This window comes from Pelagerythrobacter marinus, from assembly GCF_009827515.1.
GTDB classification, from domain to species: Bacteria; Pseudomonadota; Alphaproteobacteria; order Sphingomonadales; family Sphingomonadaceae; genus Pelagerythrobacter; species Pelagerythrobacter marinus.
Genome location: NZ_WTYO01000001.1, coordinates 363,350 through 385,272, shown reverse-complemented (window position 1 = coordinate 385,272; position 21,923 = coordinate 363,350). Strand labels below are relative to the sequence as shown.

Genomic DNA, 21,923 nt, shown 5'->3' with positions numbered 1-21,923 from the left:
TCGCGTTCGGTCGGCCCGGCAGGCGCCGCGATCAAGCGCTTTCGCGCAGCGCTGTGTCGAAAGTCCCCTCGACGGCGACGCAATCGTTCCTGTCCGGCTCCGAGAAGAAATCGGCTTTCCGGCAAAGGTTGGCGGAGTAACGGCCGCTGGCCGAGGCGGCGCCTTGCTCGAACGACACCGCGTCGAGTACGACCTGCGGCGCCGACGCGCTCCCCTCGCTGTGATAGAACGGCCCGTCCGTGCCGCCCGGCCAGTAGGAGATCGTGGCACCGGTAACCGGCGCGGAGGAATCGCTGCCGGCCAGCGTGAACTCGACGGCGAGCACGTTGTGCATGAACCCGTCCGCCGCAGGGTCGTGCGCCTGGATATTCACGCTTTTCACCGCGCCCAGGTCGCGAAACTCGGCCGTGGAGGACCCGTGGGCCGCGCTGTCCACCGTTTCCCCGCGATAGGCCACGTCGCCGATCGTGGCCTCGAGTTCGCCGATCCCCGGCTGCCGGGCCGCGGCGCCATCGCTGTCCGCCGCAGGCTCATCCCCCGGCTCCGATCCGGGCGAGCAGGCGGCAACCATGCCCAGCGCGATCGCGCAAAGAACGGGGGCGGAGAGTTTTAAAGGCAAAGTCATGAGAAGCTCCTTGGTATGGCCGGCTGGATCAGGGAAAGGACCAGCCATCGTGTTCGATGCGGAAGATGCGCAAGGGCGCGCCGGGCTGCGCGGGATCGGCGCGCAGCCGGAACACCGCGGTGTGGCGCCGGCCGAAGTTGACGATCTCCACGTTCACGGTGACCATTCCGCGAAACATCGGCTGGTCCGCGTCCGCGGTCGGTTCGCCATAGCTGCCGTCGAAATCCTGCGCGCCGAACAGCGGATCGGCCTGGGGCGGGCGCGAACGCATCGCGGCCACGACATCGGCGGCGAAATAGGCCGGCGCATTGGCGGGATCGAGGGGATGGCTGGCGGCGGCCGCACCGGGGCCGCCGCTGGCGTAGAGGCGGCGCACGAGGTTCACCGCCTCGGCGATCGTCGCGTCGCCGGCCGGCGCCGGGGCGGCCGCGTCCGGGCCGTCGGGCACGAGGTAGTGCTGGCGAACCCAGCCGGCCTTCGACAGGTCCGCCGAACGCATCAGGCACCAGCTGGGCGGAAGTTCCTCGCGCTGGGCCCGGGTCAGTTTCTCCTGCACCCCGGCGATCAGCAGCGGCACGCAGGTCACCTGGCGCAGGTCGCGCGCATCGTGCGCGAAGCTGTCGATCACCGGATAGCCGGTTCCCGGCCCGACGCGCGCATTGAGCACGTCGTCCGCCGCGACACCGGTCACGCGCCAGGCATCGGGGCCGTGCCCGTCGATTTCGGCGTTCGCCGGAACAGGGGCGCATGCCAGCCCCGTCGCGGCCAGCCGCAGCAGCCACCCGCGCGCGGTCATTGCCCCAGTTCCCGCGTGCTGATCGCGCCGACGGCGTCGATGGTCGCGACGGCCGGGCGCGCACTTATCCCGTCGCCCGGCAGGTTCTTCAGCCGGACATGGGAAAAGGCGGCGTAGGGGCCGAAGCCCGCCGCGTCGATATCGACGCCCCCCCGCGGCCCGTGAACGCTGCCGACCGGCTCCCACGTCTTTCCATCGACGCCGACTTCGACCGACAGGCGCGAATGCGCGTCGCCGGTGAAGATCCACAGATCGCTCGCATCGTCGCCGCTGCCGGTGAGGACATTGTCGGTGAAGCGCACGACCATCTCGCCCCCGGGCGCCAGCGCGACGACAGGGCAATCGCCGCGCGCCGCGCACGGGGCGCCGCCCGCGCCATCGGGTGCGCCCAGGACATTGCCCTGGCCCTGCACCGCGCGCGAGAGCCCGCGGCGATCGCCCGGCCGGTAGGTCACCACCGCGTCGGCAAACGACCGCTCGCCCATCGGGAAGCGGATCTCGCGATCGCCGTCGATGACGGGGTAGGCCTTCGGCCCGCTCTCGCGGCGCACGATTTCCGGTTCTTCCCCCCTGCTCCGGGCCGCCTTGATGCACGTCGCATCGCCGAGCGCGCAACGGGTGACCTTGCGCGCCTCGCGGTCCACTTTCCCCTCGATCTCCCCTTTGACGGCACGCTCGGCGCGATCGAGGAGACGGTCGAAAAACTGCGCTTGCGCGGGCGTGGCGATCGCCGCCACCGCGATGGGCGCAAGCAGACGGATGGATAGGCGCATGGCGTCGTACTCCCTGGAAAGTCCGGCCGGCCTCGCCGCGTCGGGGTGCGACGTCGCGATCGCTCGCCCCGGAACGGAAAAGGGCCGGCGTGCTATTGCTGCTCGACGGCCGCCTCGATTGCGTCGAGGTCGAGGCTCTCGACCGCCTGCTTGAGATCGTCGATGTGGACCCCGCGGCCTTCGGCCGAGACCATGACCCGGTCGGCCACCAGCACGTTGTATTCGCTGCGCCGCGTCGCGCTGTCCCATTTCTCGCCGGTCATGCGGCCGTTGACCTTGCCCAGCCGTTCGTAACCGGTCGCGGTCTGGCGATCGCGCTGGACGTTGAGGCTGGCCGTGACCGCGGAAATCCCGCCCATCGGCGCCACGTCCACCAGGTCCAGCCGGGCCGTGGCGTCGCCGCTGCCGTAGCGCGCCTCGGCCGAGGAGCCGAGCCCGGCACCGAGCGAGGCGTGCTCGATCTCGGCCAGGGGCAAACCGGCGAGGGTCTTGGGCAGGATCGCGGCCAGCGACTCGGCCGAAAGCGCGCCCGATGCCGAGGCCACCGGGCTCTTCAGCGCGGCTTCGGCGCTCTCGGTGATCGAGCCGCCTGCGCCCTGCGGGTCGAGGCCGGCGCCCGCCGCGCCGCCATTGTCCTCGAGCATCTCGATCAGCCCGCCCAGCCCGGGATCGGGGGTGACCGACGGGTCGGGTGCCGGGCGCACGATGTTCGCCAGGGCGCCGAGGACCAGCCCGACGACGATCATGGCCGCGACCAGCACCGCGGTGAAGACGAGCGCCTTCTCGCGCGGCACGTCCATCAGCACCGGCAGGCCGCGGTAGAGCAGGTAGAGGCTGTAGAGCCCCAGGATCGCGAGGAACGACAGCATCGGGACGAGGTGGACAATGCCGACGACCCAGGCCGCGGTGGCCGAATAGGCCACGACCTTGAACGCCCTGGTCCAGTTGGCCGTGCCGCCGAACCGGGGCGCCAGCAGGTTGACCACCCAGGCGAAGACGAAGACGCCGGCCAGCGTCAGAACATATTGCACCAGCGCGGAAGAAAGCGCCGCGCCGAAGGTGGGACGATAGGTCATCCCCAGCACGGAAATGCCGAACAGGAGGGAGCCGATCATCGCCGCAAGCGCCGGGACGGCCGCGAGCGGCACGACGTAGCGGGTGAAGACCGCGCCCACGCCATCCGGTTCCCCGGCAATCCGTTGCCACTCGGTGCCCGGCGCGGCCAGGATGTTCCTGACCCGCGCCGCCAGCTTTGCACGGCCTTCGGCGCTTGCCCAGGCCTCGGCCGATCGGTCGCCGGCACCCGTCGGACCGGTCGCGGGCGGCATGGTCCCGTCGTCTCCGGCGTTGGTCTTCGTCATCGCGTTTCCCCATTCGCATCGCGCCCGATCGCCGGTGCCGCGCGCCGTCGTGCGCGCTGATGCCCGGCGCCGGGCAAATGCCCCCGCGCCCCGATCCGGGCCGCGAGGTTCCCGGGGGCGGAATAGGTCGCCGCGGGTCGCGGCGGAAATAGTGCAGATGCCCTATGCCGGGCGGCGACGCTCAGCGGTTGTCGCGGCCGACGAGCGCTGCAAGCTCGGTCTTGTTCGAAACGCCGAGCTTCTCGTAGACGCGCGCAAGCTGGTTGCGGACCGTCGAAGGCGACGATCCCAGCCGGCGGGCCACCGCCTTGTGCGTCAGGCCCGAGCCGAAGAGCCGGGCGACTTCCCGCTCGCGCGGGGACAGGCGCTCGAGCGCGGGGGTCGCGACCAGGTGGACGAAGTAATTGCGCCCGAAGGGGACCATCTTCGCCTGCAGCGCCACCCCGCCCCACCGGCCCTCCCGGTGCAGCGCCTGGACCACGTCGGCCGGCAGCCCCCCGCTCCCCGGCCCCCATTCCTGCATCGCCAGTTCGACAAACGGCCCTTCGACCGAGATCACCGCGCCATCGGGATCGACGAGGCCCATCGCCTCGCAGGGCAGGTCGCCGCGCGCCTGCCCCAGGTCGCGACTGATGCGTAGCGCCTGGGAGAAATGCGGCATCAGGACCTGCTTGAGGCCGCGCTCCGCGTCGGAAAAGGCGCGCGGGCGATCGTCGGCGCACAGGCCGACGAAACTGACATAGCCGTCGGACCGCTCGGCCACGATCGTCGCCATCATGTGCGAGGCATCGAACCTGCGCCAATGCTCGTTATAGGCGAGGCTTTCGCGATAACCGGGGACGTCGTCGAAACGGGCCGTGGTCCCGAGCTTTTCAAGCGTGAGATCGCAGAAACCGTCATGGTGCGCGACCGCTTCCCACTCGCCCAGGATGGCATGGCTCTGGTCGAGAACCGAAAGATCGTTGACGAGGCGCCCCTCGGCCTGCCCCCCGCCCCAGACGGCGAAGTCGAACGGCACGATGTCCTGCAGGCGCCTGAGAACGCGTATCCTCAGCTCGCTGGGCGAATATTCGGCGGCGTCATGGTACAATTCCAGCAGAAAATCCGCCATGTTCCAGGCGGCCCCTTGCCCGATTGCTGCCCCTTGCATCGAAACCCCTCGCGTTCCCCGTTTCAACGACTCCGCCCCGTCTACACGACATCGGCGCCGATGGGAAAAGCGAACGCGCCCGGCAGCCGCCCGCCCCGTCGCCATGGTGGCCGACCGCAGGCGAGGCGTATCGCTCCGCCAGTTGACGCTCCGCAGCCGCCGTCATAGGCCCGGCATCCACGGCCGGGCACGCCCATCGGGGCCCCGGGCACCCGTATCGACAGGGGAACAAATGCAACCGGTCACCCTCTACGGCGCGCCGCATTCGCTCTACACGGGCAAGACGCGGGCATACCTTCGCAAACAGGGCATCCCCTATGTCGAGCGTGCCGCGGATAGCCGGTTTCGAGCCGAGATCGTCCCGAAGATCGGTCGCGGAATCATACCCGTCGTCGAACTTCCCGACGGCACCATCGTGCAAGACACCGTCGATATCCTGGACCATTTCGAACGGGCCGGCGCCAGGATCAGTGCCTATCCCCCCGGGCCGCGACAGCGGGTCCTGGCGCACGTGGCGGAGCTGTATGCCGTGGTCGGCCTCACCCGCCATGCCATGCATTACCGCTGGAGCCATGCCGACCGGCAGGACCGTTTCCTGCAGGATGCCTTCACCGCAGGATCGGGGGCGGACCAGGCGGCCAAGGTGATGGCTCGCATGCAGTCCTATCTGCCGATGCTGGGCGTCACCCCGGCTACCGTCCCTGCGATCGAGGCTTCCTACCTCGAACTGCTCGACCTGCTGGAGGCGCATTTCGCCCAGCACCCCTACCTGTTCGGGGGAGCGCCCTCGCTGGGCGATTATGGACTGCTGGGCCCGCTGTTCGCGCACCTTGGCCGCGACCCGGTTCCCGCGGACCTGATGAAGCGCCGTGCGCCGAAGGTCTATCGCTGGGTTGAACGGATGAATGCGCCGGACCCGGATATCCCGGAATTCGGGGACTACGCGGCGACCTACCTCGCCGGGGACGCGATTCCCGAGACGCTCGAGCCGGTATACCGCCACATGGCGTCCGAACTGTTTCCCGAACTTGCCGACAAGCTGGCCATGCTGTGCCGGTTCGTCGCCGACGCCGACCCGCAAGAGGGTGCGCCGGTCACCGAGAAGCCGCACCGGCGCATTATCGGTTCGGTCGCAACGGCGTTTCGCGGGATCGCGTTCGAAAGCGGCGTGCAGCCTTACGTGCTCTACCTGTGGCAGCGGGTCACCGATGCTTTCGAACAGCTCGAGCCCCCGTCGGCGGCAGCTACGCGCGAGTGGCTGGATAACGCAGGCCTAGCCCCGCTGCTTGACCTTCACCGTCCGATCCGCGTGGAACGCAACCAGCACCTCGAAGTATGGGGCAGGAAGCTCTAGGGCGGGGTCGCTGCGCAGATAGCGGCGAACCGAGGATCGACCTCGGCGAAGTCTAGAACGCGATCGCGGCTTCCAGCCTGACGGTTCGCGCGAATTCGGGGCGGGCATAGAAATATTCGCCCGGATGCGATGCGGCGTCGAACGCCCCGTTGCGCGGATTGCCTTCGGTCAGGCCCAGCGTATTGGTGAGATTGGTCACATGCGCGCGCAGGCTGACCCGATCGGACAGGGCCGCCCGGATGTTGACGCCGACCAACAGGTAGCCGGGCAGTTCCTGCGCGTTCGCGATGTCGCCGAAACGGCGTGAAAAGTATTCACCCGTCACCTCGGCCCGCAGCCGGCCATTCATCAGTTCGAGGGCCGGCACGGCCCGCACGGCCAGGCGGGGCACCCGGATCAGGCGATGGCCCGAATAGTCGCGGCGCACCGCCTCGCCGTCGATCACCTCGACGAAGTGGAAATTGCGATAACGGCCATCCTGCAACGTCGCCTGGACGGCCACCTCGAAGGGGCCCGCAGGATCCCAGGCGGCCTCCAGCTCTGCACCGAACGTGCGGGTATCCCCGGCTAGTCGCAGGACGTGACAGTTTGCGGTCAGATCCTCTGCCGCTGGCCACGCCGGCAAGCCGCCCGGCCTTTGCCGGTCGCGGCAGGCGCCCCCCGCCCGATCGGCAACTCCTTTCGTTCGCATATCGGAACCTATCTGTCATAATCGTGATCTAGGCGCCGGCGACTGTGAGATCCCGCCGCGCAAGAACACACGACCAGGACGGTTCGTACGGTGCCATCGCAATCGGCGGTGGCGAGGCGGATGAATTCTTCGATTGGCCCGCCGTTCGCGACGCGATCGTGGCCTATGTCGTCCGCCGGGGCCATCCCCGGCACCTGGCCGAAGATGTGGCGCAGGATACGATCGCAGCGCTCATTGCCTATACCGATGAAAGGCGGCCGGGCAGCATCTATGCCCTGGCGTTCCGGATCGCGGCGAACCGCCTTGCCGATCATTTCCGCAAGAACAACCGTTTCACCGGCGAACTGGAAAGCGATCCAAGCTGCGAGAAACCGCTTCCCGATCGCGTGGCCGACGGCAAGCGAAAGCTGGCAATCCTGAAACATGCCATGTCCGCAATGCCATCGCTGCGGCGCGAGGTTATCGTCCGTCGGCGGCTCGAAAACCAGTCCCATGCCCGCATCGCGTCCGATCTCGGCCTCTCCCTCTCCAGCGTGGAAAAGCACGTGACGCGCGGCATGAACGATTTGCGCAAGGCCTTGGCGGCGGCCGAATGCCGGGACAGGATCGGCTGATGCGCAGTATCGAACAGACCAACGCCGAGGCGGCAGGCTGGCTCGACCGGATGAACCGGTCGGCGTTCGACAGCGTTGAAGGCGCGCGCTTCGATGAATGGATGCGCGCTGATCCGCGCAACCGCGAGGCTTTTGCCGAAATGGCGGCGCTTTGGGACGATCGGCTTCTGGAGCAGGCATGCGTGGCCGTTCGGGAGGCGCCGGCCACCGAGCGCGTTGCCGCGCGCGCCGTGCGGCGCCCCCTGTCGCGCCCCAGACGCTGGCTGCCCCTCGCCGCATCGGCCGCCGCAGCGGCTGTGGCGGCCTTGTTGTTCATTCCGGCCATCCCCGTCAGCCACCAGACCGCGCCAGGCGTCATGCGGACGGTGGCATTGTCAGATGGAACGACACTTTCGCTGGGTGGGAACAGCGCCGTGACGGTTCGATACTGGCCATGGCGGCGCGAGGTGGAATTGACCCGCGGCGAGGCCGGTTTCGATGTTTCGCACAGCAGCTGGCGATCGTTCGAAGTGGATGCCGGCAGCGTGCGGATCGGCGTCCTTGGCACCGCGTTTCACATCGATCGCCTTTCACAGCACCGCGTCTCGGTCGCCGTGGCCCGAGGAAAAGTCCGGCTCACCGACGCGGCGAGCCAACTCGATCTCGCCGCTGGCGAGGCCGCGCTGGCATCGGATTCAGTGCTGAGGCGCATTCCGATGGATCCGGAACACGTTCGCCCCGGTTCGGAATGGTTCGTCATGCGGGATGCACCGCTGGGCGATCTGGTCGCGAAAATGCGCCGGTTCTCCGACGCCTCGATCGCCGTCGATGGAACATTGGCCGACGATCTGCGGCTGACCGGACGGTTTCGCGTCTCTGCGACGGAGGAAACGCTGGCCTTGCTGCGAAAGGGTTATGGCCTCGATATCGCGCGCGACGGCGATGTCATTCGGATAGAGTAACAATATCGAAAAACTGTAACCTATTCGTAATTAAATAAATTTGTCCGGGTTGCGGGACCTCGCACGACTTGACCCTCGAAGAACATCGCAAAGGGGGTCAAATGACCAGATCGATCACCATGTCGGCACTTCTGGCCGGCGCTGCCATCCAAGCTATAGCCGCTCAACCTGCATCGGCGCAGGAAGCTGCGGCCCGGACATTTCAGTTCGACGAGCCTGCACAGGACCTGTCAGATGCGCTGATCGGTTTCTCGAGGATTACCGGGCTGCCGCTGGCCACAGCGCCGGATATCGTCGCGGCGTTGCGAAGCCGTCCGGTGCGCGGCGCGATGACCGCGCCCCAGGCGCTGGAACGGATGACCCATGCACTGCCCATCGATGCGCGGATCGACCGGGGGACGGTCATCGTCCGACCTCGCGAGCGCCAGGCGGCGCAGAGCGCGGCCCCCTCTCCGGCCAGGGCGACCGCCGCGACCGCGCCTGTCTGGTCCACCCAGGCCGTCGCCGCCGAGCCCCAGCCGGAAATCGTCGTCACTGGCTTCCGCGAAAGCCTGAGCGTTGCGCAGATGCGCAAGAAGGCAGCGACAGGGTCGCAGGAAGTGATCCTGGCGGAGGATATTGCCGCATTCCCCGATCAGAATCTTGCCGAGTCACTGCAGCGCGTGCCCGGCGTCGCCATTTCGCGCGACAGCGGCGAAGGACGCCAGATTTCACTGCGCGGCCTCGGCCCCAGTTTCACGCGCACCCAGCTCAACGGCATGGAAGTATTGAGCAACACGGCATCCGGCCTCGACAGCCGCAGCGGAGCCAGCCGCAGCCGCTCGTTCGATTACAGCGTGTTCGCTTCGGAACTGTTCAACGAGGTCGTGGTCGAGAAAAGCTATGCGGCCGAGCAGGAGGAGGGCGGAATCGGCGGCACCATCGCGCTGCGCACGGCCAAGCCCTTCGACTATGACAGCAACACTTTCGCCGTCAGCGCCAAGGGACAGGTCAACGAATATACCGACACGCTGACCCCGCGCGTTGTCGGTCTCGCCTCCGTCCGGTCCGGCGACTTCGGCGCATTGTTCTCGGCCGCCTACAGCCAGGCCGACACGATCGAATGGGGCTATCGCAACTGGAACTGGTCGAAGATCAACTTCGGCGAGGCCAATGTCGGGCCCGAGATCGACGACGCAACGCGCGACCTGCTGGTCAATGCCAGCGGCGACGACCGCGTATGGATGTCGCGGGCGCAGACCTATGGCAGCTGGTTCAACCGCCGCGACCGGCTGGGGCTGACGGGAACGCTGCAATATAATCCGGGCAATGGAACCGACATCGCGTTCGACGTGCTCTATGGTAAGCTGACGAACGACCGGCAGGAGAACGTGCTCGGCAATGCCGGGGCCAACGGTCTCTCCTCCAACGACATAACGGGCACCCAGGTCGTCAGCGAGATCGCCATCGACGAACATAATTCGATCAATGGCGGCGCCTTCGCCGGCGTCGATCTGCGCAATGAAGCCAAGGCGACCGATGACGAGACCGAATTCTGGCAGGTCGCCTTCAACGCCCGCACCGAGCTCGGCGATCGCCTCGTGCTCGACACGACGGCCGGCTGGTCAAGCTCGGTCTTCGCGTCCGACTGGCAGCGCGCCTATATGGTGTCCAACGATCACCGCGTCGGCTTTGCCGGGCTGGACACCGACCGGCCGGTCAATAGCTACGATTTCGATCCCGCCGATCCCGCTGCCTGGCAGTTCCATAACATCCAGTGGCGCGAAGACCATATCGAGAACGAGTTCTACAATGCCGACGCCGCGCTCACCTATGCGCTATCCTTCGCATCCACGCTGAAGGCGGGCGTCGAGTTCAAGAAATTCGAGAACAGCGGCTATCGCTATCATGCCAATGGCAGTTACCCGGACGGGCTCGCCGACGCGCCCATGATGCTGAATCCCCATTCCAGCCACATCGATTTCGCGATCGGCGATGTCCCGGCCATTTTTGCAGCGCTCGGCCAGGACGCGTCGCTGGATGCAAGCGATCTGAGCGCGGGCACCGACTTTACGGTGAAGGAAAAGAGCTTCGCGGCATTCGGTCAATATGATCTGGATACCGACCTCGGCGGCATGGGCCTGCGCGCCAATATCGGCGTGCGCTATTATCGCACGCAGCTGACCTCGCAGGGCAACTCGGTCACCGATGGCGGCCTGGTGCCGGTGGAGATCGAGACCGACTATGACGGGCTCCTGCCCGCGGCCAATATCGCGCTCGACATCACGCCGCAGCTGGTGGCGCGCCTGAGTGCAAACCGCAACATCAGCCGCCCGGGCCTGCGGGATCTCAGCGCGGCGGCCACTGTCCGCGTGGCAGGCTATGGCGGCACGATCAGCGCGGGCAATCCCTATCTGATGCCGTATCGCGCCGATTCCCTCGAAGGGTCGCTGGAATATTACGACGGCACCCGCGGCTTTGCCGCGCTGGGCCTGTTCTACAAGGATATGCAGTCTTTCGTGACCAGCGAAACGACACAGGTCCCCTACGAGGAAACCGGCTATCCGCTGTCGCTGCTGGAGGACGGTCAGGACGGATCGATCATCTTCAACTATACCCGCCCCATCAACGGGCCGGGCGCATCGATCCACGGCGTGGAATTCGCCGCCAGGCGCGATTTCGATTTCCTTCCGGGTGTGCTGGGCAATTTTGGCGGCCTCGCAAATGTCACTTATGCCGATGGCAGTTCGGAAGTGTTCTACTCGGGCACCGCACACGATCTGCCGCTGGTCAATCTCTCCAAATGGTCGGTCAACACCACGCTTTATTACGACACGGAAAGCTTCGGCGCGCGTGTCTCGATGGCCTACCGCTCGCGATATCGCAAAGGGAACGGGGGGAACGGCAATATCGGGGAGTTTTTCGACCCTTCAACTGTCTTCGATGCGACCGCTTACTACAACGTCACCCCCGCGCTTCAGCTTCGCATCGAAGCGCTGAACCTGACCGACGAGCGCATCATCCAGTATGCCGACACCGATGCACGGCGGATGATGACCAGCACGGTCAGCGGCCGGGTATTCACCTTCGGCGCATCGATGCGCTTCTGATCGGCGGTGGGGCGGGGCCGTGTTTCGCGCGGCCCCGCCCGCCCTCTTGGCTGGGTCATTTCCATGAGTGCGTTCATTCTCGACCGGCGCGCGGCCGTTGGCGCGATGCTGTCGTTCGGCCTCTTGTCCGGTTGCGCGTCCGCCACCGGACGCCGCCATTTCTTTTCGCGCGATCCGTTCGGTCTGGGGGTCGCCGCAGGCGATCCCGCGCCGGACGGTTTCGTCATCTGGACCCGGCTCGCGCCTGACCCGATGGCCGATGATGGCGGCATGCCCGCCTTCGCGATTCCGCTGGGTTGGGAGCTTGCGGCCGATCCGCAGTTCCGCACGATCGTGCAGAGCGGGACGGCCGAAGCTCTGCCCGACAACGCCCATGCGGTGCATGTGGAATTGGCGGGACTGCGGCCGCACCGCCCCTACTGGTATCGGTTCCATGCCCCGGGCGGCGCGGTCAGCGAGATCGGCTGCGCCCGCACCCTCCCGCCACCAGGCGCGCAAGTCGAACGCATCCGTATCGCCAGCGTCGGCTGCCAGGATTACGAGAGCGGCTTCTATACCGCCTTCGCCCATCTTGCGCGCGAAGAGGCGATCGACGCCGTGTTCCATTACGGGGACTATATCTATGAATTCGGCCGACGCGCGAAGAACCCGTTGCGCCGCCATGTCGGTCCGGAGACGATGACGCTGGCCGATTATCGTCGGCGCTACGCCCAGTACAAGGCGGACCCGGATCTGCGCGCAGCCCATGCGGCAGCGGCCTTCATCCCCTCGTTCGACGATCATGAGGTCGACGACAACTGGGCGGCTCGTCACGGCAAGGATGGCGACCCGTTGCGGTTCGCTGCCCGCAAGGCAGCGGCGCTCAAGGCGTGGTACGAACACATGCCCGTGCGGGCGGCCCTGCGGCCCGGCACCGCCACGCGCTATTTCCGGCGCTTCGATTTCGGCGACCTCGTGAGGATGCATGTGCTCGACACGCGCTCGCACCGGAGCGACCAGCTGTGCGAACCGCGTCGCGACGGCTGCAGGCCCGCCTATGATCCGGCGCGCACGATGCTTGGCGACGGACAGGAACGGTGGCTTGGCAACGGGTTGTCGGGGGGCAGCCGGTGGAACTTCATCGCCCAGCAGGTGCAGATGATGCCCTTCGACGTGCGGCGTGACGGCGCGCAACAGGCGGTGCGCAGCACCGACAACTGGAACGGCTATCCCCATGCCCGCCAGCGGATCATCGACCTGATCGCGCAGCGGCGCCTGACCAATGTCGTCGTCGGCAGCGGCGACATGCACCAGCACGTCGTCGGCAGCATCCCGCGCAACCCGGACGATCCGGAAAGCCCCGCCATTGCAAGCGAATTTCTGGCATCTTCGATTTCCTCGGGCGGCAGCGGCTCACCGCGGCATTCGTTCCAGCAGGACGCGCTGCGCCACAATCCGAATGTGGCGCTGCTGGCCAATCAACGCGGATATCAAGTCTATGACGTCTCCAGGGCGCACTGGAACGCCAGCATAGCCGTGATCGACCAGGTCGATCATCCGGGCGGCCGGAAGACCGATCTCGCCCGGTTCGTGGTAGAACACGAACGGCCCGGTCCCTTGCGCGCCTGAGAGCTTTTTGCCGCACGGCCTGACGGCGGGAAATACCGCCCGCGCGCTGGCCGGTTCTCGGCCGAACCGGCAAACCCGCCCTTCACTCGGACGCATTCCGGCGCGGGAGAGGACCGTCCGTTCACGTGCCGAAGGTCGCTCATGCAGGTTCCCCCGCCTGGCAACGCCCCGAGCGACAGATGCTTTGCGCCGAGATCGAGTGGGCGCAGGCGAGCCAATTTTTCGAAGATCACCGGATCGCGAGGAAAAGGCGCGGTGGCGGAGAGGGAGGGATTCGAACCCTCGGTACCCGTAAGGGCACAACGGTTTTCGAGACCGCCCCGTTCGACCACTCCGGCACCTCTCCGCACGAGAATGCGCTGTGGAGGCAGGGCCTCCGGCCGCGTCGGGAGCGCGCCGGTTAGCGGAGCGGCCATGGCTTGCCAAGCCCCAAGTTGGAAGATGGCGGGGGATGGCGCGCCGGGCATGCTTGTTTCGCCGAAGCGAAATCCTATATTTCCCGGCGCAATGGAACGTTCGCAGTTCTTTTCCGCCCAGGCGGGCCGTTTTATCGAAATGCCGCGACATGCCCGTGCCCGTTTCGGCATCGGCGACGTCGTGCGCCACCGCATGTTCGATTTCCGCGGCGTCGTGTTCGATGTCGACCCGGTCTTTTCCAACAGCGAGGAATGGTACGAGGCCATCCCCGAGGATATCCGGCCGCGGCGCGACCAGCCGTTCTATCACCTCCTCGCCGAGAACGAGGATTCGTCCTACGTCGCCTATGTCAGCCAGCAGAACCTGCTGCCCGACGCGCAGGGCGGCCCGGTGGACCATCCGAACGTCACCGAACTGTTCGAGGATTTCCGCAATGGCCGCTACAAGATGCGGCGTTCGCTGACGCACTGATCGGCGGGCCCGACCGCGCGCGCGAAACCGGCGCGGTCAGTCCTTCAGCTTCCAGCCCGAGCGCAGCACGCGGTAGCAGAAATAGGCCAGCGCGAGGTTGAGCAGGCCAAGGCCGATCGCGCTCTGCACGATGGCCGCGTCGCTGTTGCCGATGTCGCTTTCCCCCAAAAAGCCGTAGCGAAAGCCCGAAATCACGTAGAAGAACGGGTTGGCCCGGCTGACCGCCTGGAATACGGGGGCGAGATTGTCGATCACGTAGAACGTGCCCGAAAGCAGGGCGAGCGGCGCGACCACGAAATTGGTGATCGCGGCGTTGTGATCGAACTTTTCCGCCCAGATCGAGGTCAGCAGCCCCATCAGGGCCAGCATCGCCGCCCCCATCAGGCCGAACCAGACCACGGCCCAGGCGTGCTCCACCGCCAGGCTGACGCCGGGGTAGAACGCCATGGCCAGGGCCACGGCACCGCCGACCATGACCGCGCGGGTCACGGCCGCGCCGACGATGCCGGCCATCAGTTCCCCTTCCGACAGGGGCGGCATGAGCAGATCGATGATCGTGCCCTGGATCTTGCCGCCCAGCAGGGTGAAGCTGGCATTGGCGAAGGCGTTCTGCATCATGCCCATCACGATCAGGCCCGGCGCGACGAAGGTCGCGAAGGGCACGCCCAGGACTTCGCGGCCCGAACGGCCGAGCGCGACGCTGAAGATGACGAGGAACAGGAGCGTGGTGACCGCCGGGGCCCAGACCGTTTGCGTCTGGACCTTGAGAAATCGGCGAACCTCCTTCATATAGAGGCTCCACAGTCCGATGCGGTTGATCCCGTCGAACACGGGCACTCCGCGAGGCGGAAACCGGCGAGCTTCGCCGGCATTTTCCTCCACGAAGGAAATGCCCCCATCGTCGGGCGAACTGGCGGGTGTGCGGGCTTGATCGGCCATTTTGGGCCGACTAGTGCTCGTGGCTTCCGCTGGCAAGCCGCGCCCCATGGAATTTGTTGCGAATGGAATTCGAATGAGCTGGACCGACGAACGGATCGCCACGCTGAAGAAGATGTGGGAAGGCGGCGCCACTGCCAGCCAGATCGCCGACGAACTCGGCGGCGTGAGCCGCAACGCCGTGATCGGCAAGGCGCACCGCCTGGGGCTGAAATCGCGCCCCTCCCCGGTGAAAGCCAACGAACCGAAGAAAGCCGACAAGGCGCCTGCCGCCAAGGCTGCGCCGAAGAAGGCCCCCGCCGCGCCGCGCCCGGCCGCCAAGGCGGCCGATGCGCCCAAGCCGGCACCCGCGCCGCGCGCCGCGCCCGCCGGACAGGGCGGCAACGCGTCGCAGCCCCTGCCGCACACGGGGACGGACTTGCCCAAGATCGTCTCCGTCGGCCCGGGCGGCTTCCTGCGCCAGGGGCCGGGCGACCAGCAGGCGCCGATCCCGCCGGCCCCGCCGCGCCGCCTGGTGCCGGCCAAGCCGAGCCCGGAGATCGCCGACAAGACCAGCCTGCTCGATCTCAGCGACAAGGTCTGCCGCTGGCCGATGGGCCACCCGGGGGAGCCCGATTTCCATTTCTGCGGAGAGCCGGTGAACCCCGGCTTCCCCTATTGCGTCGAACATTGCGGTCGCGCCTACCAGGCGCAGTTGCCCCGGGGCGCGCGCCGTCCCCCGCCCCCGCTGCCCTTCGGCGGCCCGCGGGTCCGCTGACGTTCGCGGGCAGGCCGTGGACGCGCGCCGCGTGACGGGCTGACGGGCGCGGCGCGGATGGCCCGGCTTGCCGCCTCGCTGCTCGCCTTGCTGCTGGCCGCCTGCGCGCCGCCGCAGGAACGCGGCCCGGTCGTGCTCGCCGCGGCCAGCCTGCAGGGCGCGCTCGACGAAGTGGCCGCGCAATGGGCGGCGGCGGGCCATCCGCAGCCCGTCCTGTCCTATGCCGGGTCCCATGCCATCGCCCGCCAGGTAGAAGCCGGCGCGCCGGCCGATATCGTCGTCCTCGCCGACGGCGCATGGATCGATCACTTGCGCCGCGGCGGGCACCTGGGCGCGGACGAACCGCGCGACCTGGCCTCCAACACGCTCGTCGTCGTTCATCCGGGCAGGCGGCCACCTGCCGACGTCGCGCGCGATGGCGCCGCGGGCATGTCGGTCGCCGGGGCGCTCGGCCAGGGGAGCGTCGCGATCGGCGATCCGCAGGCCGTGCCCGCCGGCCGCTATGCCCGCGCCGCGCTGGAGACGCTGGGCCTGTGGACCGCGACCGCGCCCCGCGCGATCGCAACCGACAATGTCCGGGCGGCGCTGGCGCTGGCCGAACGGGGCGAAGTCGACGCGGCGATCGTCTATGCCAGCGATGCCGCCGCCTCGCGCAAGGTCCGCGCGGCCGCGCGGGTGCCGTCCGGCGCCCATCCCCCGATCCGCTATCCGGCCGCGGTCCTCGCGCGCGCTGGGCATCCCGATGCCGGGCCGTTCCTCGATCATTTGGTGTCGCCCGCGGCGCGGCAGGTGTTCCTGCGCCACGGCTTCGCCCCGCTCCCGGGTGAGGACTGAGCCATGCTCTCGCCCGCGGAATGGGAGGTGATCGGCCTGTCGCTGCGTGTCAGCCTGGTGGCGATGGCGGCCACGCTGCCGCTGGCCTATGCCCTCGCCTGGCTGCTCGCGCGGCGACGGTTCCCCGGCAAGGTGCTGCTCGACGCGCTGGTTCACCTGCCGCTCGTCATCCCGCCGGTGGTCACCGGCTGGCTGCTGCTGCTGGCCTTCGGGCGCAACGGGCCGGTCGGCGCCCTGCTGGACCGCGCCTTCGGCCTCTCGCTCGCCTTCCACTGGACCGGGGCCGCGCTGGCGGCGGGCGTCATGGCCCTGCCGCTGATGGTGCGCGCAATGCGCCTGTCGATCGAGGCGGTGGACCGCCGCCTGGTCGCCGCCGCGCGCACCTTGGGGGCGAGCCGCTGGCGCGCCTTCCGCACGATCACCCTGCCGCTCAGCCTGCCGGGGATCCTCGCCGGGCTCGTGCTCGGCTTTGCCCGTTCGGTGGGGGAATTCGGCGCGACGATCACGTTTGCCGCGAACATTCCGGGCGAAACGCGCACCCTGCCGCTGGCGATCTATACCCTGTTGCAGACCCCGGGCGGGGAAGCCGCGGTCACCCGCCTGGCGCTGATCGCGGTGCTGCTCTCGCTCGCGGCGCTGATGGCCAGCGAATGGCTCGTGCGCCGGGCAGCCGGAAGGCAGGCCCATGTCGTTTGACCTCGCGCTGACCTATCGCGCGGGCGAGCGCGAACGCGAGGTGACGATCGCGACGCCGGCCCGCATCCTCGCGGTCACCGGCCCTTCCGGCGCGGGGAAGACCTCGCTGCTCGACTGCCTCGCCGGGCTGCGGCGGCCGCTGGCCGGGCGCGCCGCGATCGGGAGTCGCGCGATCTTCGACGCCGGGGCCGGTATCGACCTGCCGCCCGAGGGACGCCGCGCGGGCTATGTCTTCCAGGACATGCGGCTCTTCCCCCACCTCACCGTGCGGCGCAACCTGGCCTATGGCGTGCCGGGCGGCCGGAGGGCGCCCGCCCTGCCCGCCGACTGGCCGGGGTTCGGGGAAGTCGCGCGCCTGCTGGACCTCGGCCCGTTGCTCGATCGCCGGCCGGCGACTCTTTCCGGCGGCGAGGCGCGGCGCGTCGCGATCGGCCGCGCGATCCTGTCGCGCCCGGCCTTCCTCCTGCTCGACGAGCCGCTGGCGTCGCTCGATCCCGCGCGGGCAGAGCGGACGATGGCGATGATCGAGCGCATCGTGGCCCGGGTCACCGTGCCAGCCGTGCTGGTGAGCCACGAGGAGCGCGAGGTGGAGCGGCTGGCCGGCGCGGTCCTCCCGCTCGCGTGACATGGGTGGCGGGGGGCGCGGGGAGCGACTAGATCATGGCCCCGGACCAGCCATACGGGAGAATAACCGATGCCGCTTTCGCTTCACGCCGCCTTCGTCCCCAGCGCCCTGCAGATGCTCGGCACCGCCAGGGGGCTCGTCGACAAGGCGGAGGCCTGGTGCGGCGAGAAGGGGTGCAGCCACGGCGAAGTGATCGGCGGGCGCCTGATCGAGGACATGCTCGCCTTCGATTACCAGGTGAAGAGCGTCGCCGTGCACACGAAGGGCGCGATCGACGGCGTGCGCGCGGGCCTGTTCAGCCCCGACATGACGACGCCGCCCGACAGCTTCGACGGGTTGCGCGACATGCTGGACGGCGCTCTCGCCGCGCTGGAAGCGGTCGGCGAGCCCGAGATGGAGGAATGGATCGGGCGCCCGATGCGGTTCGAGATCCGCGACTTCGCCCTCGATTTCACCGCGGAGGATTTCCTGCTGAGCTTCAGCCAGCCGAACTTCTATTTCCACGCCGCGACAGCTTACGACATCCTGCGGATGAAGGGGGTCGAAGTGGGCAAGCGCGACTTCCTCGGCCGGATGCGGCTGGCCGCGGGCTGATCGGCCGGGGCCGTCAGCCGGGGCGCCGGGCGAACCAGATCGTGTGGCGCGGCCCCTTGTTGTTGGGCCGCGCGCGGACGGTCCGCTCCTCGACCGCGAAGCCCGCGTCCCTGAGGCGGCGCGTGAACTTGTGATCGGGCGCGGCCGACCAGACGGCCAGCATCCCGCCCGGGGCCAGGGCATCGCGCAGACGGGCAATGCCGGTGCGGGTATAGAGCCGCTCGTTCCCCTCGCGCACGATGCCGTCGGGGCCATTGTCCACGTCGAGCAGGATCGCGTCGTAACGGGCCGTCGTACCGTCCACCGCGTCGTCCACCAGGGCCGCGACGTCGGCGATCGCCACTTCGCCGCGCGGATCGTCCAGGCAATCACCGGTCAGCTCCGCCAGGGGCCCGCGCGCCCAGTCGAGGATCTCCGGCACGACTTCCGCGACGACGACGCGCCCGCCGGCGGGCAGCGCGGCGAGCGCAGCGCGGAAGGTGAAGCCCATGCCATAGCCGCCGATCAGCACGCGCGGGGCCGGCGCGGCGACCTGTTCCAGCGTCAGGCAGGCGAGCTGTTCCTCCGAATAGCGCATGCGCGTTCCCATCAGCTCGTCGCGGCCGAGCATGATGACGAAATCGCGCCCGTGGCCGACCAGGGTCAGCGTGTCGCCGCCGGGAATGCGCGCGGTGGCAAGTGTCTCGCGGGGCAACATGGGCAAGTCTCCATGAATGGCGAAAAGGGGCCGCGATCGTCTCGCGGCCCCTTTCCTCGTTTCCGTCTTCGCCCGGTGCCCAAGGCAGGGAACCGCGCGACGGGGATCAGTCCTTCAGGAAGTCGGGGACGTGGCTCTCGCCGCCACCCTCTCCGCCGCCTTCGCCGCCCCGGTCGCGGCGCGGGCCGCGATCGCGGCCGCCGCCGCGGCCGCCGCGACGGTCACCGCCACGGCCACCGCGATCACCCCGGTCACCGCGCGGTTCGCGGGGCGGACGGGTGTCCTCCAGCTCCTCGCCGGTTTCCTGGTCGACCACGCGCATCGACAGGCGGACCTTGCCGCGCTGGTCGATCTCGAGGACCTTGACCTTCACTTCCTGCCCTTCGGACACGACGTCGGTCGGCTTCTCGACCCGCTCGTTCTTCATCTCGGAGACGTGGACGAGGCCGTCCTTGCCGCCCATGAAGTTCACGAAGGCGCCGAAATCGACGATGTTGACGACCTTGCCGGTGTAGATCTTGCCCACTTCCGGCTCCTCGACGATGCCGAGGATCCAGTTCTTCGCCGCCTCGATCTCGTCGAGGTTGGAAGAGCTGATCTTGATCACGCCCTCGTCGTCGATGTCCACCTTGGCACCGGTTTCGGCCACGATCTCGCGGATCACCTTGCCGCCGGTGCCGATGACGTCGCGGATCTTCGACTTGTCGATCTGCATCGTCTCGATCCGCGGCGCGTGCTTCGACACGTCGGTGCGGGCGGAGCCCAGCGCCTTCGTCATCTCCGACAGGATGTGCGCGCGGCCGGCCTTGGCCTGCTCCAGCGCGGTCTTCATGATCTCCTGCGTGATGCCGGCGATCTTGATGTCCATCTGGAGCGAGGTGATGCCCGCTTCGGAGCCGGCGACCTTGAAGTCCATGTCGCCCAGGTGATCCTCATCGCCCAGGATGTCGCTGAGCACGGCGAAGTCGTCGCCTTCGAGGATCAGGCCCATCGCGATGCCCGAAACCGGGCGCTCGATCGGAACGCCGGCGTCCATCATCGCCAGGCAGCCGCCGCAGACGGTGGCCATCGAGCTGGAGCCGTTGGACTCGGTGATGTCCGACAGCACGCGGATCGTGTAGGGGAAGTCCTCGTGCTTGGGCAGGACGGGGTGCAGCGCGCGCCAGGCCAGCTTGCCGTGGCCGATCTCGCGCCGGCCGGTAAAGCCGAATCGGCCCACTTCACCCACCGAATAGGGCGGGAAGTTGTAGTGCAGCATGAAGTGGCTGTACGAAAGGCCTTCCAGCCCGTCGATCATCTGCTCGGCGTCCTTGGTGCCCAGCGTCGTGGTGCAGATCGCCTGCGTCTCGCCGCGGGTGAACAGCGCCGAACCGTGGGTGCGCGGCAGGAGGCCGACGGTCGCCTCGATCGGGCGGACCTGGTCCACCTTGCGGCCGTCGATCCGGGTGCCTTCCTTGAGGATCGCGCCGCGGACGATTTCCGCCTCGAGCTTCTTGGTCAGCTTGATCGCGGTCATCAGCTGCTGCCCGTCGAATTCGTCCGACGAGTAGTGCGCCTTGACCTTCTCGCGCGCGGCATTGAGCATGTCCGAACGGTCGGACTTGCTCGTCGTCTTGTAGGCTTTCGCGATGTCGTCGCCGATCATGGCGCGGATCGCGTCCTTCATCTCGCCGTGGTCTTCCCGGGCGGGCAGTTCCCACGGTTCCTTGGCGGCCTGTTCGGCCAGGTCGATGATCGCGCCGATGACCTTCTTCGATTCCTCGTGCGCGAACATGACCGCGCCGAGCATCTCGTCCTCGGTCAGTTCCTTGGCCTCGGATTCGACCATCATCACCGCGTCCTGCGTCGCGGCGACGACCAGGTCGAGGCGGCCTTCGTCGTCGAGCGCGGCGGCCTGGCTCGGGTTCAGCTCGTACTCGCCATTGCGGAAGCCGACGCGCGCGGCGCCGATCGGGCCCATGAAGGGCACACCCGAGATGGTGAGCGCGGCCGAGGCGGCGATCATCGCGACGATATCGGGCTCGGTCTCGCCGTCATAGGAGAGGACCTGGGCGATGACGTTGATTTCGTTGTAGAACCCTTCGGGGAAGAGCGGGCGGACGGGCCGGTCGATCAGGCGGCTGGTCAGCGTTTCCTTCTCGGTCGGGCGCGCCTCGCGCTTGAAGAAGCCGCCCGGGATGCGCCCCGCGGCAGAGAACTTCTCCTGGTAGTGGACGGTAAGGGGGAAAAAATCCTGCCCTTCCTTGACCGACTTGGCGGCGGTCACGGCGCAAAGCACCACGGTTTCGCCGTAGGTCGCCAGAACGGCGCCATCGGCCTGTCGGGCAATACGCCCGGTTTCCAGAGTGAGGGTCTTTCCGCCCCACTCCAGCGATACGGTTTTCGTGTCGAACATGCGTTTTCCTTCGACCCGCCGGCCCTATTGCCTGGCGGGGTTTGCTGCCGGGGATTCCGTCCCGGTCCGGTGCGGGGCGTTCATTCGTGCCCCAAAAGGCGATGCCCGTCGAATTACGAGCCGCGCCCCCATTTCGCTGTCTTCCCGCGGGCGGGAAGGGTCTTGCCACCTGCCCCGGGCGGGCGGTGGATGCGAAACGGCCCGCCGAAGCGGGCCGAAGCATTCTTCGTTACTTGCGCAGACCCAGCTTCTGGATCAGGGCGTTGTACCGCTCGACATCCTTCTTCTTGAGATAGGCGAGCAGGCTGCGCCGCTTGTTGACCATCGTCAGCAGGCCGCGGCGCGAATGGTTGTCCTTGTGGTGATCCTTGAAGTGTTCGGTCAGGTTGCGAATACGCTCGGTAAGGATCGCGACCTGCACCTCGGGGCTGCCCGTGTCGCTGTTGCCACGGGCGTTGTCCTTGATGATTTCCGTCTTCTTCTCGGCGGTAACCGACAT

21 protein-coding genes and 1 tRNA gene are annotated in these 21,923 nt (G+C 67.9%); 11 read left to right on the top strand and 11 right to left on the bottom strand.

What is annotated here, in order from left to right:
- Positions 1–31: 31 nt before the first annotated feature.
- The 5 genes from GRI72_RS01765 to GRI72_RS01745 form a co-directional block, all read right to left on the bottom strand.
- Entirely contained in the window at positions 32–625 is a 594-nt protein-coding gene (locus GRI72_RS01765) for a hypothetical protein (RefSeq protein ID WP_160732204.1), read from the bottom strand.
- Between the two features lie 28 nt (positions 626–653).
- Positions 654–1,421, bottom strand: a complete 768-nt coding sequence (locus GRI72_RS01760) for an SH3 domain-containing protein (RefSeq protein WP_160732203.1) — start codon at positions 1,419–1,421, stop codon at positions 654–656.
- Positions 1,418–2,194, bottom strand: coding sequence for a hypothetical protein (locus tag GRI72_RS01755; RefSeq protein WP_160732202.1), 777 nt, complete (start codon positions 2,192–2,194; stop codon positions 1,418–1,420). Before GRI72_RS01755 ends, GRI72_RS01760 begins: the two co-directional genes overlap by 4 nt.
- Before the next feature lie 92 nt (positions 2,195–2,286).
- The gene (locus tag GRI72_RS01750; RefSeq protein WP_237486679.1) at positions 2,287–3,555 is read right to left on the bottom strand and encodes a Yip1 family protein; all 1,269 of its coding nucleotides are present in this window, start codon (positions 3,553–3,555) and stop codon (positions 2,287–2,289) included.
- A 181-nt stretch (positions 3,556–3,736) separates the two neighbouring features.
- The gene (locus GRI72_RS01745; protein ID WP_160732201.1) at positions 3,737–4,666 is read right to left on the bottom strand and encodes a helix-turn-helix transcriptional regulator; all 930 of its coding nucleotides are present in this window, start codon (positions 4,664–4,666) and stop codon (positions 3,737–3,739) included.
- A 271-nt stretch (positions 4,667–4,937) separates the two neighbouring features.
- Between GRI72_RS01745 and GRI72_RS01740 the strand changes: the two genes are divergently transcribed.
- Positions 4,938–6,059, top strand: a complete 1,122-nt coding sequence (locus tag GRI72_RS01740) for a glutathione S-transferase family protein (protein WP_160732200.1) — start codon at positions 4,938–4,940, stop codon at positions 6,057–6,059.
- Positions 6,060–6,111: 52 nt separating this feature from the next.
- On the opposite strand, the gene GRI72_RS01735 is transcribed toward GRI72_RS01740, so the two are convergent.
- Positions 6,112–6,684, bottom strand: a complete 573-nt coding sequence (locus tag GRI72_RS01735; protein WP_160732199.1) for a TonB-dependent receptor domain-containing protein — start codon at positions 6,682–6,684, stop codon at positions 6,112–6,114.
- Between the two features lie 224 nt (positions 6,685–6,908).
- On the opposite strand from GRI72_RS01735, the gene GRI72_RS01730 reads away from it, so the two are divergent.
- From GRI72_RS01730 to GRI72_RS01715, 4 genes are all read left to right on the top strand, one after another.
- Positions 6,909–7,364, top strand: coding sequence for a sigma-70 family RNA polymerase sigma factor (locus GRI72_RS01730; RefSeq protein WP_160732198.1), 456 nt, complete (start codon positions 6,909–6,911; stop codon positions 7,362–7,364).
- Positions 7,364–8,305, top strand: a complete 942-nt coding sequence (locus GRI72_RS01725) for a FecR family protein (RefSeq protein WP_160732197.1) — start codon at positions 7,364–7,366, stop codon at positions 8,303–8,305. The genes GRI72_RS01730 and GRI72_RS01725 overlap by 1 nt, the downstream gene beginning before the upstream one ends.
- 68 nt (positions 8,306–8,373) lie before the next feature.
- A complete protein-coding gene (locus GRI72_RS01720; protein WP_160732196.1) occupies positions 8,374–11,394 on the top strand; it encodes a TonB-dependent receptor in 3,021 nt (1,006 codons plus the stop codon).
- Positions 11,395–11,457: 63 nt separating this feature from the next.
- Positions 11,458–13,002: an alkaline phosphatase D family protein gene (locus GRI72_RS01715; protein ID WP_160732195.1), complete on the top strand. Its 1,545-nt coding sequence runs from the start codon at positions 11,458–11,460 to the stop codon at positions 13,000–13,002.
- 256 nt (positions 13,003–13,258) lie between these two features.
- Here GRI72_RS01715 and GRI72_RS01710 read toward each other — a convergent pair.
- Positions 13,259–13,348, bottom strand: a tRNA-Ser gene (locus GRI72_RS01710).
- Between the two features lie 161 nt (positions 13,349–13,509).
- Between GRI72_RS01710 and hspQ the strand changes: the two genes are divergently transcribed.
- Complete coding sequence (gene hspQ, locus GRI72_RS01705) at positions 13,510–13,890, top strand: heat shock protein HspQ (protein ID WP_160732194.1); 381 nt, start codon at positions 13,510–13,512, stop codon at positions 13,888–13,890.
- Positions 13,891–13,926: 36 nt separating this feature from the next.
- Here the strand turns inward: hspQ and GRI72_RS01700 are convergent, their stop codons facing one another.
- Positions 13,927–14,829, bottom strand: coding sequence for an ABC transporter permease (locus tag GRI72_RS01700; protein ID WP_160732193.1), 903 nt, complete (start codon positions 14,827–14,829; stop codon positions 13,927–13,929).
- Positions 14,830–14,902: 73 nt separating this feature from the next.
- Here GRI72_RS01700 and GRI72_RS01695 point away from each other — a divergent pair, with 73 nt between their 5' ends.
- From GRI72_RS01695 to GRI72_RS01675, 5 genes are all read left to right on the top strand, one after another.
- Complete coding sequence (locus tag GRI72_RS01695) at positions 14,903–15,583, top strand: GcrA family cell cycle regulator (protein WP_160732192.1); 681 nt, start codon at positions 14,903–14,905, stop codon at positions 15,581–15,583.
- Between the two features lie 57 nt (positions 15,584–15,640).
- Positions 15,641–16,417, top strand: coding sequence for a molybdate ABC transporter substrate-binding protein (gene modA, locus GRI72_RS01690; protein WP_160732191.1), 777 nt, complete (start codon positions 15,641–15,643; stop codon positions 16,415–16,417).
- A gap of 3 nt (positions 16,418–16,420) precedes the next feature.
- Positions 16,421–17,113 carry a molybdate ABC transporter permease subunit gene (modB, locus tag GRI72_RS01685; RefSeq protein WP_160732190.1) on the top strand — a complete coding sequence of 231 codons (693 nt, stop codon included), beginning with the start codon at positions 16,421–16,423 and terminating at the stop codon, positions 17,111–17,113.
- Positions 17,103–17,738 carry an ATP-binding cassette domain-containing protein gene (locus tag GRI72_RS01680; RefSeq protein WP_160732189.1) on the top strand — a complete coding sequence of 212 codons (636 nt, stop codon included), beginning with the start codon at positions 17,103–17,105 and terminating at the stop codon, positions 17,736–17,738. Before modB ends, GRI72_RS01680 begins: the two co-directional genes overlap by 11 nt.
- A gap of 69 nt (positions 17,739–17,807) precedes the next feature.
- The gene (locus GRI72_RS01675; RefSeq protein WP_160732188.1) at positions 17,808–18,332 is read left to right on the top strand and encodes a DUF1993 domain-containing protein; all 525 of its coding nucleotides are present in this window, start codon (positions 17,808–17,810) and stop codon (positions 18,330–18,332) included.
- A 13-nt stretch (positions 18,333–18,345) separates the two neighbouring features.
- On the opposite strand, the gene GRI72_RS01670 is transcribed toward GRI72_RS01675, so the two are convergent.
- The 3 genes from GRI72_RS01670 to rpsO form a co-directional block, all read right to left on the bottom strand.
- Positions 18,346–19,029: a spermidine synthase family protein gene (locus GRI72_RS01670; protein ID WP_160732187.1), complete on the bottom strand. Its 684-nt coding sequence runs from the start codon at positions 19,027–19,029 to the stop codon at positions 18,346–18,348.
- Between the two features lie 106 nt (positions 19,030–19,135).
- Entirely contained in the window at positions 19,136–21,424 is a 2,289-nt protein-coding gene (gene pnp, locus GRI72_RS01665) for a polyribonucleotide nucleotidyltransferase (RefSeq protein ID WP_160732186.1), read from the bottom strand.
- 229 nt (positions 21,425–21,653) lie between these two features.
- Positions 21,654–21,923, bottom strand: coding sequence for a 30S ribosomal protein S15 (gene rpsO, locus GRI72_RS01660; protein WP_160732185.1), 270 nt, complete (start codon positions 21,921–21,923; stop codon positions 21,654–21,656).

Excerpts from the sequence above, each read along its gene's own strand:
- GRI72_RS01755 (WP_160732202.1), bottom strand. The coding sequence starts at position 2,194 with ATGCGCCTATCCATCCGTCTGCTTGCGCCCATCGCGGTGGCGGCGATC.
- GRI72_RS01675 (WP_160732188.1), top strand. The coding sequence starts at position 17,808 with ATGCCGCTTTCGCTTCACGCCGCCTTCGTCCCCAGCGCCCTGCAGATG.
- GRI72_RS01760 (WP_160732203.1), bottom strand. The coding sequence starts at position 1,421 with ATGACCGCGCGCGGGTGGCTGCTGCGGCTGGCCGCGACGGGGCTGGCA.
- GRI72_RS01725 (WP_160732197.1), top strand. The coding sequence starts at position 7,364 with ATGCGCAGTATCGAACAGACCAACGCCGAGGCGGCAGGCTGGCTCGAC.
- GRI72_RS01745 (WP_160732201.1), bottom strand. The coding sequence starts at position 4,666 with ATGGCGGATTTTCTGCTGGAATTGTACCATGACGCCGCCGAATATTCG.
- GRI72_RS01715 (WP_160732195.1), top strand. The coding sequence starts at position 11,458 with ATGAGTGCGTTCATTCTCGACCGGCGCGCGGCCGTTGGCGCGATGCTG.
- modA (WP_160732191.1), top strand. The coding sequence starts at position 15,641 with ATGGCCCGGCTTGCCGCCTCGCTGCTCGCCTTGCTGCTGGCCGCCTGC.
- hspQ (WP_160732194.1), top strand. The coding sequence starts at position 13,510 with ATGGAACGTTCGCAGTTCTTTTCCGCCCAGGCGGGCCGTTTTATCGAA.
- GRI72_RS01695 (WP_160732192.1), top strand. The coding sequence starts at position 14,903 with ATGAGCTGGACCGACGAACGGATCGCCACGCTGAAGAAGATGTGGGAA.
- GRI72_RS01740 (WP_160732200.1), top strand. The coding sequence starts at position 4,938 with ATGCAACCGGTCACCCTCTACGGCGCGCCGCATTCGCTCTACACGGGC.
- modB (WP_160732190.1), top strand. The coding sequence starts at position 16,421 with ATGCTCTCGCCCGCGGAATGGGAGGTGATCGGCCTGTCGCTGCGTGTC.
- GRI72_RS01750 (WP_237486679.1), bottom strand. The coding sequence starts at position 3,555 with ATGACGAAGACCAACGCCGGAGACGACGGGACCATGCCGCCCGCGACC.
- pnp (WP_160732186.1), bottom strand. The coding sequence starts at position 21,424 with ATGTTCGACACGAAAACCGTATCGCTGGAGTGGGGCGGAAAGACCCTC.
- GRI72_RS01680 (WP_160732189.1), top strand. The coding sequence starts at position 17,103 with ATGTCGTTTGACCTCGCGCTGACCTATCGCGCGGGCGAGCGCGAACGC.
- GRI72_RS01670 (WP_160732187.1), bottom strand. The coding sequence starts at position 19,029 with ATGTTGCCCCGCGAGACACTTGCCACCGCGCGCATTCCCGGCGGCGAC.
- rpsO (WP_160732185.1), bottom strand. The coding sequence starts at position 21,923 with ATGTCGGTTACCGCCGAGAAGAAGACGGAAATCATCAAGGACAACGCC.
- GRI72_RS01700 (WP_160732193.1), bottom strand. The coding sequence starts at position 14,829 with ATGGCCGATCAAGCCCGCACACCCGCCAGTTCGCCCGACGATGGGGGC.
- GRI72_RS01765 (WP_160732204.1), bottom strand. The coding sequence starts at position 625 with ATGACTTTGCCTTTAAAACTCTCCGCCCCCGTTCTTTGCGCGATCGCG.